Origin of the sequence: Marinimicrobium locisalis, assembly GCF_039822625.1 — a bacterium.
Classification (GTDB): Bacteria; Pseudomonadota; Gammaproteobacteria; order Pseudomonadales; family Cellvibrionaceae; genus Marinimicrobium; species Marinimicrobium locisalis.
Genome location: NZ_JBDLLG010000009.1, coordinates 122,879 through 139,177, shown reverse-complemented (window position 1 = coordinate 139,177; position 16,299 = coordinate 122,879). Strand labels below are relative to the sequence as shown.

Below are 16,299 nucleotides of genomic sequence, written 5' to 3'. Positions count from 1 at the left end.
CGTTTCTTTGGTTGCTTGTTCGGTCGTTGTCGACCGGTTAATGTCCGCGGTTAAGCGCCGCGATACGCTCATCCAGAGGCGGGTGGCTGGCAAAGAGCTTGCCCAGGTTCTGTTTGAAACCGCCGCTAATGCCGAAGGCCTTCATGCTGTCGGGCATGGGGTTTTGGGCGCCGGCCTGGACTTCCGCTTGCAACCGCTGCAAGGCCCGGATCATGGCGCCGCGGCCGGCCAGCTGGGCGCCGGCGGCATCGGCTCGGTACTCCCGGTAGCGGGAGAAGGCCATCACGATCATTGAGGCCAGCAAGGCCAGAATAATCTCCGTGACAAAGGTGACGATATAAAACCCGATGCCGTGGCCACGCTCGGTTCTAAATACCACCCGGTCCACGGTGTGGCCGATAATTCGCGCGAAGAACATCACGAAGGTGTTAATCACCCCCTGGAGTAAACTCAGGGTCACCATGTCGCCGTTGGCCACGTGACCAATTTCATGCGCCAGAACGGCTTTGACCTCGTCCCGGTCAAACCGTTGCAGCAGTCCCTGACTGACCGCTACCAGAGAGGCGTTCTTATTCCAGCCGGTGGCAAAAGCGTTTGCCTGGGGGGCGGGGAAAATACCGATTTCCGGCGTCTTGATGCCGGCCTGTTGGGCGAGCTGTTTAACCGTGCTCACCAGCCACTGTTCATCCGCGGTGCGGGGGGAGTCGATAATCTGAGTGCCGGTGGTTTTCTTGGCAATAAACTTCGACAGAAACAGCGATACGAACGAGCCACCGAAGCCGAACACAGCACAGAAAATCAGCAGGCTTGTGAGGTTTAGGCCGCCATTTTGTTGCAGGTAATGGTCTACCCCCAATAGGGACAGGGTAAAGCCGGCCAGAATCAGAACGGCGAAGTTGGTTAACAGAAAAAGGCCAATGCGCATCACGGCGGTTATCTCCCAAGGAGGTCAATGGCTGACAGTGCCCCGATTCGAGTTGAACGCGGGCCCCACAGTGTCGCTTATATGTGTGCGAGCGGGAAGATTTCAATACGCGCAAAGCGTAAATACGGGTTAATATTTGGCGGCCAAACGCAAATAAGACAGCAGGGGCGAATAGGCTGCCGATACGGCAAACGGGGAAAAGGCAAAAATCTAGGCGGCGGGGAGAAAAGTGGCCACCCCGAAGGGTGGCCCAAGCAACCGTGATTAGCCAGAGGCCTGTTGCCTGGCAAGGCTGTGGCCTCAAGGAGAAGATCCGGCAAGCGCAACCGTGACTGCGGAGTGCACAGGTCGCTTACCTTCACCCCGTCGGGCAGGGGAGATGCTGATGACTGCCCAACGGTTTGTAAATAGTAATTATTATCATTAGCAGTGTCAACAACTTTCCCGGTTTACGCTGGGAAAGTTTTTACCCCTTGGCTTGCTGGGCGAGGAGTTGGCCGTTGAGCTGGTTGATTTTGTCCGCCAGCTCTTCCACCAGCCCCAGGCAGATTTGCGGTTGCATTTCCACCAGATCGGCAAACTCCTCTTTGCGTACCGCCAGTACGGTGCAGTCACTGACGGCCACCACCGAGGCCATGCGCTTTTGGCGGGTAAAAACGGCTAGGGCACCGAAAATCTCGTTGGCGTTAATCTCCCCAACCTTGAGACCGTCGCGCAGGGCGTGGGCTTTCCCCTCCAGCAGGGTGTACACCTGATGGGCTTCCGACCCTTGATGGATGATGGTCTCGCCGGCCATAAAGTGCATAAAGCCGGCGGAGGGTTGGAATTCCGCTCGAATCTCCTGGGCCAGGGAGGCGCGGTAGAAGGCGTTGGCGTACATCAAGTAGTGGGCAAACCGCGCCTGACCCATCACCTCCTCTCGGTGGTAGGGCTCCAGTGTCACCGGCTCACTACACCCGTAAACGCCCGTTTCAACCGGAAGCTCGCGCTCCAGCCCGATGAGGTCGCCCGCGCTGTGGCGGGTCACCTGTTTGCCGCCCACCCGGTAAAAGGCTTCACCTTCGGTAATCAGCCAGAGACGGTCTTTCTCGCCATTGCCGAGCAAATCGTGGCTAACACCGAAAGACGTTGTCTCACCCGCCGGGCTCAAGCCGGACAACAGCTCGGTTCCGGCTTCGCGCAGGTGGGCGGCGCAGTCGGTGATGAGGTCCGACTGTTTGTGCGGAAGGTGCATAGAAAGCCTCCAGGATCGTCATTAGCGGCGCCCTTTAACGGACGGTTAAGCTTCGCTAAGCGTATCCTGTTCAGCTTCGGCAACCAACTGTTGTTTGAGGTCGGGTGACAAGTCGTTCCAATGGACATTCATTAACGCCCCTTCCAGGGCGTAGAGCATGACTTTGGAGACATTGATGTCGCGGGCTTTGATGCGGCGGTAGGCTTCAACCGAGCCGATTTCCCGAAGCTCGTTATAGTTGTTAATGCCAATGGCGTGCAGAATATTGACGGTAGCCATTCCCAGGTTTTTTAGCTGGAGTAACTCACTATGATTGGTAGTCATACGGATTTTGCTCCATTCTTCATTATGATTATGGTTGTGATAACGTCCCAATGAGTGCTTTTTGAACACGAACTCAAAAAGCGGGCTCGACATAATAGTACCGCTTTCCGGCGTTAGCACAAAACATTTCTGGGAGTTGGCGCCTAAACCAAAATTATGAACGTGATTACGGATGAATTTTGTGAGCCAGTCGAACAAAAAAGACGACAACGGTGAGGGAGCCCCCTCTTTGACCCCGTCAGCCCCGGCATTGGTGGGCTGCGACGAGTCCGCGCTGGTATCTTTTAACCAGGCGCGTTTGCATCGGGACGTCATAAGGCCCTTGGAACAAATGACGGAGGCGGCCCGTAGGGCGGGGTTTTCGCTTCAAGTGGCGAGTGGTTACCGTAGTTTTGAGCGCCAACGAGCTATCTGGGAGGCCAAGGCCTCCGGGCAGCGTCCGGTGCTGGATGAGTGGGGTCAGCCGCTCGATGTTGAGCGGCTCAGCGAACTGGAGCTCACCCACGCCATTCTCCGTTGGTCGGCGTTGCCTGGCGCCTCCCGCCATCATTGGGGAACGGACATGGACGTCTATGACGCCTCGGCGCTGGCCAAAGGGGATACACTTGAATTGACTCGAGCGGAGTGTGAGGCCGGGGGCTCCATGTACCGTTTTCATCAGTGGTTAACGGGTTTTCTTGCCAGTGAAGCCAACCCCGGCTTCTACCGCCCTTACGATATGGACCGGGGGGGCGTGGCGCCGGAGCCCTGGCATTTGAGCTTTGCGCCCATTGCCAATGGGTATGCCCGGGCTTTCACGGTGGACTTGCTTCGCCGCCACCTTCGTGAGCACTCATTGGCCCTGCAGGCGACCGTTGTGACGCACTTACCCGTATTGTTTGAGCGCTACGTGCGTGTTCCGCTGGGCCCGAAAGGAGAAACGTCGAATGAAACCTGAATCGGCCACCCTACCGAGTTCCCAGTTCGGGCTGCTGCGCCGGGCCCGGTTTATGCCCTTGTTCTTCACCCAATTGGGCGGCGCGTTCAACGACAATTTTTACAAAAGCGCCCTGTTGATGCTGTTTACTTACGGAAGCATCGAGCGCTGGGGGCTGAGCATTGATGTTATCAATAACCTGGTGGCTGCCACGCTGATCGTACCCTTCTTGTTGTTCGCGCCGGTGGCCAGCCAGTATGCCGATAAATTCGAAAAGGCCCGCTTTATTCGCGGTATCAAAGTGGCGGAAATCGCCATCATGGCGTTGGGCGCGGTCGCGCTCTGGCTGCACAGCGCGGCGCTGCTGGTATTTGTGCTGTTTCTCACCGGCACCCAGTCCGCCTGCTTCAGCCCGCTGAAGTACGCCATTTTGCCCCAACACTTGCCCAAGGAGGAGTTGACCGGCGGCAACGGCTTATTACATACCGGAACCTCCGTGGCCATCTTTTTGGGGATGATTGCCGGCACGGTCGCGCTGAGCGTGGTGGGAGGCATCTGGTGGGTGGCCGTCGGTGCCTTGCTGATTGCGTGGCTGGGTTGGCGGATCAGCTTGAAGATTCCCGCCGCCCCGCCCATGGACCCGGAGCTGCGCCTGGAGCGCAACCCCTACCGCCAGACCCTGCGCAGCATCGCCTGCGCCCGGGAAAACGCCATGGTGTTCTGGTGTATTATCGCTTCTTCCTGGTACTGGTTTTTGGGCTCGGTTTACCTGACGCAACTGCCCAACTTTACCCGAGCGGTCCTCTCCGGCGCTTCCGCGGTCGTCAGCCTGCTGCTGATCTTGTTCCTGGCGGGTATTTGTCTCGGCGCGCTACTGTGCGCCCGGTTGAGTCGCGGAGCCGTGGAGCCGGCGCTGGTGCCCTTGGGGGCCCTGCTGGTATTGGTTTTCGGGCTGGATCTGGCCTGGGCCGGGCAGGCGTTTGCCCTGGCCCACCCGGCCCCCGGTGTTGATCAATTGCACTCGCTGTGGAGTATGCTGGGGTGGCCCAGTGCCTGGCGGGTGATGCTGGATGTGCTGATGCTCGGCGTGGCCGGCGGGGTGTATGTGGTGCCGCTGTCGGCATTGATCCAAAGCCGAAGCCGTCCGGCCCACCGGGCTCAGGTGATCGGCGCGGGCAATGTGATCAACGCTCTCTTTATGGTGGCGGCGTCCCTGGTGGGGCTGGGTGTGCTGGGGATACTTGGATGGAGCATTCCGCAGCTGTTTTTGGTGGTCATGGCCCTGCACGGTCTTCTGTGCCTGGGGGTGTTCTGGCGGCAGCCGGAATTTTTTCAGCGGTTTCGCCAGCGCTTCCTGCCTGTGAGACAATAGCAGCAACGACGAATCAGATTGGGAGACGCTAGTTTGGCTTCTACTTCCCTGGCCGATGAACTTTGGTCGTCCATTCGCACAGAGGCCCAGGCCGCCAGTGCTGAAGAGCCGGCATTGGCCAGTTTTTATCACGCGACCATCCTCAACCATGACAGCTTCGCCAGTGCGGTCAGTTTCCATTTGGCGAACAAGCTGGACAGTCAGGCCGTGCCGGCCATGATGATCCGCGAGGTGTTCGAGGTGGCCATGGCGCGGGATGCGGCCATTGAAGCGGCGATGCGGGCGGACATCTATGCCCACCGTGAGCGCGACCCGGCCTGCGAGAAGTTTTCCACGCCCTTTTTATTCTTTAAGGGCTTCCACGCCCTGCAAGCGTACCGATTCGCTCACCACTTATGGCGGCGCGATCGCCGGGCGCTGGCGCTATACCTGCAAAATCAGATTTCCGAGGCCTTCGGCGTGGATATCCATCCGGGCGCACGGATGGGGTCCGGAATCATGATCGACCACGCCACCGGCGTGGTCATTGGCGAGACGGCGGTCGTCGGTGACGATGTGTCCATGCTGCACTCTGTCACACTCGGTGGTGCGGGGCGCAGCACCGGGGACCGTCACCCCAAAGTGGGGCGCGGTGTGCTGATCAGTACGGGGGCCAAGCTGCTGGGTAATATTCAGGTTGGCGATTGCGCCAAAATCGGCGCGGGCAGTGTGGTGCTTGAGTCGGTTCCGGCTCATACAACCGTGGCTGGTGTGCCGGCCAAGGCTGTGGGGCACCCTAAGGGCGACGTCCCGGCCCAGGATATGGACCAGGGGTTCAACGGCACGAATTAAACGGATCATCACCCGGTTTGAGAGCGGGGCTTCGGCCCGCTGGAATCCTCCTCGTCCATTCGGCCATGGTTGAGCCAGTTCAACACCGAGCGTCGACTCGCAAGCATTGAACGGTAGGTGTCAATGACCGGCTGGTTAGGCCGGTGGTGCGCTTCCAGCGATGCAATTCGGTCGGTCAGAAATGCGATGTCCTGTTCCACTTTGCGGCGAACGTTTTCCGCATCGTGCAGTTGGCTGCCTTGTACCAGTCGCGCGTTGGAATAAGCGGTCATGGCGTCCCCTCCATTGCGAACATTGCGAATACTAAGCAGGCGCTGCTGCGCCCTGTGTTTAAGTATTGATCTAAAAGCAGGACTCTGCCAGCGACTGACAGACTGTTTTAGCACTAGTACGGGGAATTGATATTGCGGGCTCGCATAGGGGTGGCTAAGATCACAAGATCGAAAGCGACAGGAATGTGGGTATGGCCGACGAGCGATTTGACCTGATTTTTCGGGGCGACATTGTCCTGGGACAGCCCTTGGCGGACGTCAAGCAGCGGCTACAACAGCTCTTCAAAGCGGATGAGGCGAAGATTGAGCAGCTGTTTACCGGGCGCCCGGTGGCGCTGAAGCGTCAGCTGGATGCCGCCACCGCGAAGAAGTATCAGCAAGTATTGCATAAGGCGGGGGCACAGGTGGAAATGGCCCCCAGTGAGGCCCGAAAGGCGCCCACAAAGGCCCCGGAAGAAGAGGCCCCGGAAAACTCCCCGACAAGAGCCTCGACAAGAGCCCCGGCGCCCACGAGCGGGCTGAGCCTGGCCCCGGCGGGCGGCTTGTTGCTCAAGCCTTCCGAGCGAGCGACCTTGACGCCGGTGTCGGTGGATACCAGTGCCCTTAGCTTGAGGCCGGCGGAGGGAGAGCTGCTCGATCGCACCGAGCGGCGCTCAGAGTCGCAAGCACCGGCGGCCACGCCGAATTTCGATCTCGCCGAGCCCGGAGCAGACCTTCTGGAGGGGCGCGAGCGCGACAGCCTGCCGCTGGCTTCGGTCGATCCAGAGGACTGGGGGCTGGCGGAGGTGGGCAGTGACCTGCTCTCTGATTCAGAGCGAGCACCGGAACCGACGCCCGTGGCGGCCCCGGAATTCGATGTGGCTCCGGCGGGCGCGGAAATTGGGGAACTGAAAAAGAATCAGGCGCCGGTGGCGCCTGATATCAGCGGGCTGAGCCTGGAGGAGCCGAAGCCTTGACGCGTTAATATAGCCTCAACGCGTCAAATACAGCCCTGGAGCGGCTAGCCTTCCTTCTTGTACCGCTCGACGGATTCGAGAATCTCCTGTCGGGCCGCTTCGGCGTCTTCCCAGCCGTCGACCTTGACCCACTTACCCTTCTCCAAGTCTTTGTAATGCTCGAAGAAGTGCGTGATTTGAGCCAGCGTCAGCTCCGGCAGGTCATTGGCGGATTTGACCTGACTGTACAGCGGGGTCACCTTGTCGATCGGTACGGCCAGTACTTTGGCATCTTCCCCGGACTCATCGGTCATCTTCAACACGCCAATGGGGCGGCAGCGAATCACTGAGCCTGCGGGCAGGGCGTGAGGGAAGACCACCAGCACATCCACCGGGTCGCCATCACCACACAGTGTGTGGGGCACGTAGCCGTAGTTGCAGGGGTAGTGCATGGAGGTGCCGAGCAGACGGTCCACAAAAATGGCGCCACTGTCTTTGTCGACTTCGTATTTGATGGGCTCGCCATTCATCGGGATTTCGATGATGACATTTACGTCGTCAGGCACATTTTTGCCGGAAGCTACCTTGTCAAAGCTCATAGGTTGAGGTTCCTAAAATCAGTGGATGAAAAAATCGGCGGGATTTTACCACAGGAGAACGGAGTCGGCCCCAATAAGGCGCTTAGAGGCGCGCATAGAGGCGTAGGGCCGAGATCCTTGAAGCTAAAAGGCGGGCTGTTAGCCTCGCTTAGACCCAGTAAAAAGCCACCACTAGCAGTACGGCCGCCGCCACGACTACTAGCCAGAGCCATCGCTCCTGGCGTTGCTCCCGATAGGTCGGCTCCTGGCGGTTGCCGGGGGAGGTGGGGCGCAACTTCCACCGTCGGGGTTTTTCCGCGGTAGGAGGAGGGCGGGGCGCGCGGGGTGCCGGCACGCTGTTGATGGTGCTGGTGGCGCGCAGCCGGGTGCGCTGGCGGTCCCCCACGGGGCTGATGACATTGAAGGTATATACATCCAGGCGCAGTTGATCGCCCCCGTGGGCCAGGGCGTCGGTGATCGGGCGGTCATTGAGGTAGGTGCCGTTTACCGAGTCGAGGTCTTTAACCCGCAGGCTGCCTCCCTGAACACGCAGCTCCACATGACGGCGGGAGAGATGGGTCCCGGGGATGACGACATCACACTGGTTGGAGCGCCCCAGCACTACGCTGCCTTCGTTGGGGATCACGTAGCTCTGGCCGGAGAGCCAACTGCCGCTGGCCACCAGTCGCCAGGGGTCTGTCGATTGAGCGCCGGGATGGGTGTCTTCACCGGGGTCCAGAACTTCCAGACGAACCGGCCCGAGCTGAATCTCATCTCCGGGCAGAATTTCCTTCTGGGTAATTCGCTGGCCGTTGACGAAGCAGCCGCTTTCACTGTTGTTGTCCTTAAGAAAAATCTTTTCCGCCGTGGCGATGAGGCGGGCCTGCAGTGGGGCAATGCCCTCATCGGAAAGAACGAGGTTGTTATCGGCGTCACTGCCAATACTGTACAGCTTCTCTACGACCCAGAAGGCGGGTTGGCGTTGATCCTTGAACTGGAGTTTGAGCATAACCTCTTCCATTCGCGGGCGAATCCGGCTGATTCCCCGATTATATCGGGTGTTTTCCAAACTTTACCATAACCACCGGCGGAAAGCGGTAGTATGGCCGACTTTGTGAGGGGAGTAGCCTACCGCCAAACCGCCCGGTTTCGGGTACACTGAGGCCCCTCCTGAGTTAATACGGATTTTTAAGGTCACACTATGCTGAAAACGCTTGATGCCCTTTATCGGGCAACGGTTCTGCGCCACCCGGCGATTGCCCTGGTGGTGGTGTTGGTACTGGCGGTGGTGGCGTCGCTTGGCCTGCCAAACCTAAAGCTGGACGCCTCCGCGGACTCCCTGACGTTGGAGAATGATCGCTCCATCGATTTCTTCCGCAAAATTAATCAACGTTACCAAAGCGGTGACTTCCTGGTGGTGACCTATACCCCGGAAGCCCCGATGTTCTCCGACGAGTCCATTGAGACCCTGAAAGCCCTCCGGCAGGATCTGAGTCAAGTAAATGGCGTTGAAAATATCAACTCCATTATCGACGTGCCTCTGCTGTACACACCGCTTCGCTCTCTCGCGGAGCAACGGGAGTCCACCCGCACGCTGCTGACCGAGGGGGTGGACCGGCAGGCGGCCAAGGAGGAGTTTCTCACCAGCCCGATTTACCGGGACACCCTGCTGAGCCCGGATGGTAACACCACGGCACTTCAACTCAACCTGGAAGTGGACAATCGTTACATAAACCTCGCGCGCAAGCGTGACGCGCTGCGGGAAAAAGCCTCCGAGGGTGAATTAAGCGCCGAGGAGGCGCAAACCCTTGAGGAGGTAAGCCGGGAGTTTCGCGCTTACCGTACCAAGGCGACGGCCCGGGATCATCAGCGAGTGGAAGAGGTTCGCCAAATACTGGCGAAATATGAGGACGAAGCGGAGCTCTTTCTCGGCGGCGTGAGCATGATTACCGCGGATATGATCGCCTTTATCAAAAGCGATCTTGTGGTTTTCGGCAGTGCCATTGTGGTTTTCATTATCGCGATGCTGGCGTTAATTTTCCGTCAATGGCGGTTTGTGGTGCTGCCGCTGTCCACCTGTGTGCTGTCCGTGGTTCTGATGCTGGGCTGGCTCAGTTGGATTGATTGGCGCATGACGGTGATATCGTCCAACTTCGTGGCCTTGCTGCTGATTATGACCCTGGCCCTGACGATTCACCTGATCGTCCGGTTCCGGGAACTGCACGCCCAAAGGCCCGAGGCCTCCAAGGAAGAGTTGGTGCTCAGCACCGTGCGTTTTATGTCCCGGCCCTGTCTTTACACCGCGCTCACCACCATCGTGGCCTTTGTTTCCCTGGTGGTCAGCAACATCCGCCCGGTGATTGATTTCGGCTGGATGATGACCATCGGCTTGTGTGTCGCCTTTGTGCTAGCGTTCGTCGTCATCCCGGCAGGGCTTATGCTCTGGCGCAAAGGTGAGCCCAAAGACAAGGGTGACGGGTCCGGCGCCATTACCCTGATATTCTCCCGCTTTGCGGAAAAGCATGGGGCCATCGTCATCGCCGTGGCGTTGGTGGCGGCTCTGGTCAGTGCCTACGGTAGCAGCCTGCTTAAGGTGGAAAACAAGTTCATCGACTACTTTCATGAGGAAACCGAAATTTATCAGGGCATGTCGCTGATCGACAAAAAACTGGGCGGGACGATTAGTCTGGACATCATTGTAACCGCCGATCCCGAGGCCCAAAGCGGTGAATCTCCCGAGGATGACCCCTTCGCGGAGCCAGAGCCCGTTGAGGAAGATCCCTTCGCAGCGCCCGAGAGTGATGACCCGTTTGCCACCGAAGAGGGGGAAGAGGCCAAACCGGATAGCGTTTGGTTTACCCGCGCCGGGCTGGAGAAGATCCAATCTTTACACCAATATCTGGAATCCTTGCCGGAAGTGGGGAAGGTGAATTCCTTGGCCATTGCCTACGAGGTGGCCTCCGACATTAACGAGGGGCGACTCAACAACTTCGAGCTGGGGGTGATGCGCAAGTCCTTGCCGGATAACATTCGGGAAGTGTTGGTTAAGCCCTACCTCTCGGATGAGCACCGGCAAACCCGGATTACGCTTCGCGTGCAGGAAACCAGCCCCGAACTGAACCGGATGGAGCTGGTGGAGAAGATTCGCGAGCACGCCGTTAACGAGTTGGACTTTGAAGCGGACAACCTTCGCTTCACCGGCATGTTGGTGCTGTACAACAATATGTTGCGCAGCCTGTTCAGCTCCCAGATTGTGACGCTGGGGGCGGTGTTTGTGGGAATTATGCTGATGTTCCTGGTGCTGTTCCGCTCAATTACCATTGCGATTATTGCCATTTTGCCCAATATGCTCGCCGCTGGCGTGGTCCTCGGCGGTATGGGTCTGGCCGGTATTCCTCTGGATATGATGACGATCACCATCGCCGCCATTACCGTCGGGGTGGGGGTGGACCATGCCATCCACTACCTGTACCGCTTCCGAAACGAGTTTGCGGACCGGGGTCGCTACCTGGAGTCCATGCACGCCTCCCATGCATCCATCGGCCGGGCGATGTACTACACCGCCATTATTATTATCGTGGGCTTCTCCATACTGGCCCTGTCGGAGTTTATTCCCTCCATCTACTTCGGCCTACTGACTGCCTTGGCAATGCTCGCCGCGATACTCGGCTCACTCACGCTGCTGCCCAAGCTGGTGTTGTTGACCAAGCCGTTTGGGAAAGAGCGGGATTAAAGGGAGAAGGGCGGTATCAAGGCTTTAAAAGGCAGACACAAAAAACCCGGCGCAAGGCCGGGTTTTTTGTTGGTTGAGTAACTGGCTAAGTCTTAGTTAACCAAGTCAACTTCCAGGTGCAGAACCGAAATCGGGTCAAGGATAGTGGTGTCAGTCGGCGGAGTTGCTAACTGAACGGCAATGCTGGTGGCACCTGTCAGCGTTTCGCCAGAAAGGTCCACGGTGACGTCGTTCTCACCGGCGGTTAGCCCTGCAACGTTGGTATAACCAACGTAGGCGTCTCCACCGTCATGGGCAATGACGAATTGGAAATTCAGGGTGCCATCGGTAACGTAACTTGCCGGCATATTAACCGTCGCGTTAATGGTTGCTCCGCTAAGGTCCGACGTGGCACTGAAGCTAGTACCGGCCTGAAGGCGCCAGTTGTCCACACTCCAGTCTTTGGGGGTCATTACCAAAGCGCCGCTTGTGGCATCGTGAGTAAGATCAAGGTGCGCACTGGTTTGGGTACCAGCGGCTTCCCCGTTGATGCTCCAGCCTTCGATACCGTCGGTAAAGGGGAAAACAATTTCAGCGGTGGGTTCTACTGTTCCGCTGTCAGGCAGGTCGATTTCCACTTGCTTGATCAGAACCACATCGCTTTCACCGCTGGTGATGGGGCCTACCAGCTGCACACCAACGCGCATGGCGTCTGCCAATGCAGGCGCGCTAAAAGTAATAGCGTTGTCTCCGGCAACCAAGTCGGTCACTGTGGCGCCGAACTCTTGGGAGTAGCTACCTGAGTTCTGCTGAATATAGGGTTGTACACCGAGGCCGCCATCCACTTGCGCTTGGGTAACGGTCACGATCATACGGATAGTCGCCTCACTGACTACGGAAGTGGTGACGCCCATGGCTTTGGGTCGGTTTCCACCCTCATCGTCGCTTGCCCAGTCTGGAGTGATCACAAGCGCATTGGCGTCGGCGTCGTGGCTGACGCTTGAACCGTCACTGTTATCATTGGTCCAGCCTTCGGCGTCACTGGCAAAGGTGAAACTTTCGTCGCCGGTCGCCAGTGGCTCAAGAACAACGGGCTCGGAGGCCTTCTCATCAACTGAAATGGCGGTATCGGAAACGATAACATCATCAAGCTGAAGGGTGCCGCTTACATCAACCAGGGAGACACCGTCGGCGGGATCGACCTGTACACCAATGGCTTTGATGTTTTCCAGGGTAAACGCTTCGGTTTGGTAACCGAAAGAGCCTTCCTCGGTGCCCAGTTGAATGTCAGTGAAACTGAAGGTGTTCCAGCCCGCTGAAACGGCCATGAAGCCCAGGTAGCCCTTGGCGTCCGCCGCATTGACAAAGAAGACTTGCGCATTGATGGTACCTGCGTCGGTATAGCTCGCCGGCACATACAGCTTCAGGTGGGCGTTTCCTGCGGTCAGATCCGCAATTTCGGGGTTGATCGTGGCAGAGACTTCAATTTGGTCCTCGGCCGCGCCCCAGGTCGGGGTAACGTTTAGGGTCTGCTCATCGGCATTGTGAGTCAGTTCGGCAGTGGTGTTACAGCCGCTGATACAGGCAAAGCTCCAGCTTGCACTGGTGTCGGTCTCGAACTGCTGACTGAGCCAGGGGCCGTCGTCTTCGGTTCCGCCTTCTTCTTCGCCTTCTTCTTCACCGCTGTTCAGATCCTCGGGGGGATTCAGAACAATCGGTTCTTGGCTGGCATCGTCATCACCGCCACAAGCGGTGAGCACAAAGATTGTGCAAAGCGCGATCAGGAGTTTTTGTAACATTGTGTCATTCCTCTATCTTATAGTGTTAGGGCGCTAGCGGTTAGTAAGTACTAACCAGCCAACGGCCTACCAGCGGGTTCCAGGGCTGAAAGCAACTAGGATGCTTGGCGTTTTTTACGACCTGGTCTTAGTAAGATAGCACACAAATGTTCGCGGCGACCATAAGGCGCCTCAATAATTTTTCGATATTTAAGTGCCATTTAATGAGAGCGAAAAAGTGACGCCGTTGGGGCGCTGTTCCGAGTCTTTAGCGGAGCCCAACTTAAAGGAAATCCATAAAAAAAGGGGATGGTGAGCTTACTCACCATCCCCTTTCTGTCGACCCTATGAGGGTTGCCGGGTTAGTCCAAGGTGACCGTCAGGCTTTTGACAGTGATAACGCCTTGGTTAGTACCGTCCCCTGCCGTCTGAACACCAACCTGGACGCCTGCTTCTTCTGTTTCCAAGTTGAAGTCCTCGTTGATCGCTGGGCAACTGGCCGTGTAATCCTCTCCTGCGGTCAGCTCCCCGTTACCCACGTAGCAGTTGTAGTCAGCAATGCCGTAGTCATCCGTTCTCTGGATAAACGGCTGAACCGCTTTTCCACCGTCTTTAAAGTCCTGATCGACGGAGAAGACGACTTCATAGGATGCCCCGCTGAGGTCTTTGGGGCCGGAGATGTCGTAAACCAGCTGGTTGTACTCTGCATCCGGGCTGGGGGAGTAAGCGACGCCTTCCTCGGTGTACTGCAGGTTGAGGGAATCAGCACTGACTCTCCAGCCTTCCGCCATAGAGGCTTCGATTGTTTCAGGGCCTGAAGAACCGCCAGCGTTGATGTTGACTTGCATGCCTGTGATGGTCACTCGGCCTGCGGGGTTGTTTTTCACTTGTACACCTAGCCGGATATTTTGGCCTTCTTCTGCTACGAACCCTTCGTTCTCTGTGGAGCAGGTTGACTCAACAGGCTCGCCAGCGGTCAGAGAAGCACTTCCGACGTAGTCGCAGCCCCATTCGCCCTCGTAGCTACCGAAGTTCTGTTGCATAATCACCTGTACTGCAGCTTCCGAATCGATAAAGGCTTGGTCTACAGTGAAGGTAATGTCAAAACTGCGGCCCACCAGGTCGGCCGGACCATCGAGCAGATAAACCAGTTTCTGGTCGGCGGCGGTGGGCTCGTAGTAAACCCCGCCCTCGCCATCGCGCTGGAGGGTAACTTCCTCAGTGGCGTCCATGACGTTCCAGCCTTCGTCGTCAGCTTCAACGATCAAGGGGCCGGTGCCGGAGGCCGGAGTCAAAGTGACGTTGTCGAGCCAGAGCTGACCATCGACTTCGGTGGCCTTGCCGTTGGCGGCAAAGCGTACACCCACTTCGTTGATGTTCCGCAGGGTGAAGCCGTCGTCGTGCCACAGGAAGGTACCGTAATCGGTGGATTCGTTGCCTTCGTCATCGGTGGTGGTTTCACCCGTGCCAGCGGCCAGCTCCCACATTTCGATGCGGTTCCAGCCCAGGTCCGGGGCGTAGGCTCGGCTGACGCCCTTCAGGCCTTCCGCATTGCCGAGCAGCAGGTGCATGCTCATATTGCCGTCGGTAACGTAGTCTTCGGTGACGTAGACCCAGATGCTGGCGGCGGAGCCAGCCATGTCGTTTATTTCTTCAACCGAACCGAAAACCTCAAGTTGGTCGCTGTCGCTGGCCCAGAGGGGCTCGGCCGCGAGTACTTCCTCGTCGCTGTTCCAGCTCAGGGTGGCGGTGGCGTCGCATGTCTCTACGCAACGGCTAGCCCATCCAGCGGTGTCTTCTTCGTTATCAAAAGGAATATAGGTGTGAATGCGCGGCTCGCCGGGTTCGAAATCGTCCCCGCCGTCTTCACCGTCTCCGCCGTCATCACCACCGTCTTCGCCGTTGGTGTCTTCAGGAGGTGCCTGGTTCGGCCCCAAGTCAAGGTCTCCGCCACAGGCAGAGAGCACAAAGATTGTGCAGAGCGCGATGAGCAGTTTTTGTAACATATTTAAACCCTCTATTATTCTAGTCTGTAGCGTAAGTTGGCCGAATTCGGCTGGCTTTCCGCCATTCTGCTTGCGGGCCATACTTGAGTCTCCGCCGGGTTTGGGGCCTATGGATTGCTCAAGATGGCTGCATAGTGAATAACATAGCACACAAATGTTCTAACTGACCATAAGGCGCATAAATTTTTATTTGAAAATCGCGCCACAGGGCCGGGTAGGGCGGGTACTCTTAAAGGTAGCAGAGCATTGAAGCGGGGGCAAAGCCCCCGTGACATGAGAGGTTGGGCGTTATGCTTCGCTCACCAGCCCATCAGTGCCCGGAGCTGGTGGCTCAGTTCCTCGGCCATCAAGGCATGCTGGGGGCCGGTGGGGTGGCTGTCCCGGTGGTCTCCGGGGTAATGGGTGGCGGGGATGAAATGGACGTCAGGCCGACCAAAACGGTCTATGGCTTCACGAATGTACTGTCGCAGAACGGTTTTCTGGGGCCGCTGTGGATCTGCCTCGTCATTCACCATGGCACCTTCGGTGAGGGCGATGGTGGCGTTGGGGTGGACGGTTCTCAACAGTCCGAGAAAATCCACATAGGCCCCCACGAAGGCCTCTCGCTCGGGCAAAGGCCCAATCCCCAGGTTGAAATCATTGGTCCCCAAGGACACTAGAATCAGCTCTGGCGGGTACTGCCGGTGGTCCCAGGCCACCGGAGCGTGATCGGCGATGGCCCATTCAAAGAATTCTGGAGCATTGCCTTCGTCTGTCTTGCCATTCCAGCTGCGAATCAACCCGCGGCCTCCGTAGCATACCAGGTGGACCTGTGCCTCCAGCGCTTCGGCGACTTGCATACCGTAGGAGGCTTTCGGGTCCCACCAGGGGCCGGTGTTGGGCGGTGTGCTCCGGTCGCCCGCCCCATAGCTGCAGGTCACCGAATCCCCCACAACGAGCATTTTGCGCTGGGGGAGTTCGGCCGGCGTCAGGGTCGCGTCCTCGTTCAAGGTAACGCCTTCGATGGTCACCTGACCGAGCCAGGTCTCGCCTCGGTGGGTGATTTCCACCTGGCGTTTGACCGCTTCATCGGAGTCGATTAATACCCATTCTTGCGGGGTTTTGTTCAGCTTTAAAACGCGAGGCGGTTCGCCGTCAACCTGGATGCCCAGAGCGCTCTGCTCGCCGGAGCTGTGGGCTCTGAGCGCCAGGTACCGGCCCTCGAAGCGGGTATGCAGTGTGACGCCGGGGTAACCGATGCGCAGGGCACCGGAGTCCAGCTCTTGGGCTCGCCCCTCCAGGGCGAAGCCCTCGCTACCCGCGGGGACAAGGCGGTGACTCATCGCGGTTGAGGCGCTATCGGGCAGGGAATGGCAGGCAATAAGCGCCAGCGGCGCCCACCCGAGAAGCAGGCGTCGCAGTGCATTGAGGGCCATG

Annotated in this window: 14 protein-coding genes; 5 read left to right on the top strand and 9 right to left on the bottom strand. The window is 58.1% G+C overall.

The features are described from left to right. Positions 1-37 precede the first annotated feature (37 nt). From htpX to AAE514_RS07435, 3 genes are all read right to left on the bottom strand, one after another. Positions 38-928 (bottom strand): protease HtpX, encoded by an 891-nt coding sequence (gene htpX / locus AAE514_RS07445; protein ID WP_430623887.1) that lies wholly within the window; start codon positions 926-928, stop codon positions 38-40. A 463-nt stretch (positions 929-1,391) separates the two neighbouring features. Beyond that, complete coding sequence (locus AAE514_RS07440; protein ID WP_347330900.1) at positions 1,392-2,159, bottom strand: Crp/Fnr family transcriptional regulator; 768 nt, start codon at positions 2,157-2,159, stop codon at positions 1,392-1,394. A 45-nt stretch (positions 2,160-2,204) separates the two neighbouring features. After that, a complete protein-coding gene (locus tag AAE514_RS07435; protein ID WP_347330899.1) occupies positions 2,205-2,483 on the bottom strand; it encodes a TfoX/Sxy family protein in 279 nt (92 codons plus the stop codon). Positions 2,484-2,712: 229 nt separating this feature from the next. Between AAE514_RS07435 and AAE514_RS07430 the strand changes: the two genes are divergently transcribed. Genes AAE514_RS07430 through cysE form a run of 3 tightly spaced genes read left to right on the top strand, consistent with a single transcriptional unit; the run spans position 2,713 to position 5,602 of the window. After that, positions 2,713-3,420 (top strand): M15 family metallopeptidase, encoded by a 708-nt coding sequence (locus AAE514_RS07430; protein ID WP_347330898.1) that lies wholly within the window; start codon positions 2,713-2,715, stop codon positions 3,418-3,420. Next, positions 3,410-4,771 (top strand): MFS transporter, encoded by a 1,362-nt coding sequence (locus AAE514_RS07425; RefSeq protein ID WP_347330897.1) that lies wholly within the window; start codon positions 3,410-3,412, stop codon positions 4,769-4,771. The genes AAE514_RS07430 and AAE514_RS07425 overlap by 11 nt, the downstream gene beginning before the upstream one ends. A gap of 33 nt (positions 4,772-4,804) precedes the next feature. Then, a complete protein-coding gene (gene cysE / locus AAE514_RS07420; RefSeq protein WP_347330896.1) occupies positions 4,805-5,602 on the top strand; it encodes a serine O-acetyltransferase in 798 nt (265 codons plus the stop codon). 8 nt (positions 5,603-5,610) lie between these two features. On the opposite strand, the gene AAE514_RS07415 is transcribed toward cysE, so the two are convergent. Beyond that, on the bottom strand, positions 5,611-5,874 hold the full coding sequence (locus AAE514_RS07415; RefSeq protein WP_347330895.1) for a hypothetical protein: 264 nt from the start codon (positions 5,872-5,874) through the stop codon (positions 5,611-5,613). Between the two features lie 191 nt (positions 5,875-6,065). Here AAE514_RS07415 and AAE514_RS07410 point away from each other — a divergent pair, with 191 nt between their 5' ends. After that, positions 6,066-6,830 (top strand): hypothetical protein, encoded by a 765-nt coding sequence (locus AAE514_RS07410; RefSeq protein ID WP_347330894.1) that lies wholly within the window; start codon positions 6,066-6,068, stop codon positions 6,828-6,830. A gap of 44 nt (positions 6,831-6,874) precedes the next feature. Here the strand turns inward: AAE514_RS07410 and ppa are convergent, their stop codons facing one another. Together ppa and AAE514_RS07400 are read right to left on the bottom strand one after the other, a co-directional pair. Further along, positions 6,875-7,408 carry an inorganic diphosphatase gene (gene ppa, locus AAE514_RS07405; RefSeq protein WP_347330893.1) on the bottom strand — a complete coding sequence of 178 codons (534 nt, stop codon included), beginning with the start codon at positions 7,406-7,408 and terminating at the stop codon, positions 6,875-6,877. A gap of 148 nt (positions 7,409-7,556) precedes the next feature. Further along, on the bottom strand, positions 7,557-8,396 hold the full coding sequence (locus AAE514_RS07400) for an FHA domain-containing protein (RefSeq protein ID WP_347330892.1): 840 nt from the start codon (positions 8,394-8,396) through the stop codon (positions 7,557-7,559). Between the two features lie 192 nt (positions 8,397-8,588). Here AAE514_RS07400 and AAE514_RS07395 point away from each other — a divergent pair, with 192 nt between their 5' ends. Next, a complete protein-coding gene (locus AAE514_RS07395) occupies positions 8,589-11,120 on the top strand; it encodes an efflux RND transporter permease subunit (protein WP_347330891.1) in 2,532 nt (843 codons plus the stop codon). A 92-nt stretch (positions 11,121-11,212) separates the two neighbouring features. Here AAE514_RS07395 and AAE514_RS07390 read toward each other — a convergent pair whose 3' ends face one another. From AAE514_RS07390 to AAE514_RS07380, 3 genes are all read right to left on the bottom strand, one after another. After that, the gene (locus tag AAE514_RS07390) at positions 11,213-12,898 is read right to left on the bottom strand and encodes a hypothetical protein (RefSeq protein ID WP_347330890.1); all 1,686 of its coding nucleotides are present in this window, start codon (positions 12,896-12,898) and stop codon (positions 11,213-11,215) included. Positions 12,899-13,239: 341 nt separating this feature from the next. Further along, a complete protein-coding gene (locus tag AAE514_RS07385; RefSeq protein WP_347330889.1) occupies positions 13,240-14,883 on the bottom strand; it encodes a family 15 carbohydrate-binding domain-containing protein in 1,644 nt (547 codons plus the stop codon). A 299-nt stretch (positions 14,884-15,182) separates the two neighbouring features. Continuing rightward, complete coding sequence (locus tag AAE514_RS07380) at positions 15,183-16,298, bottom strand: SGNH/GDSL hydrolase family protein (RefSeq protein WP_347330888.1); 1,116 nt, start codon at positions 16,296-16,298, stop codon at positions 15,183-15,185. Position 16,299: the final 1 nt, after the last annotated feature.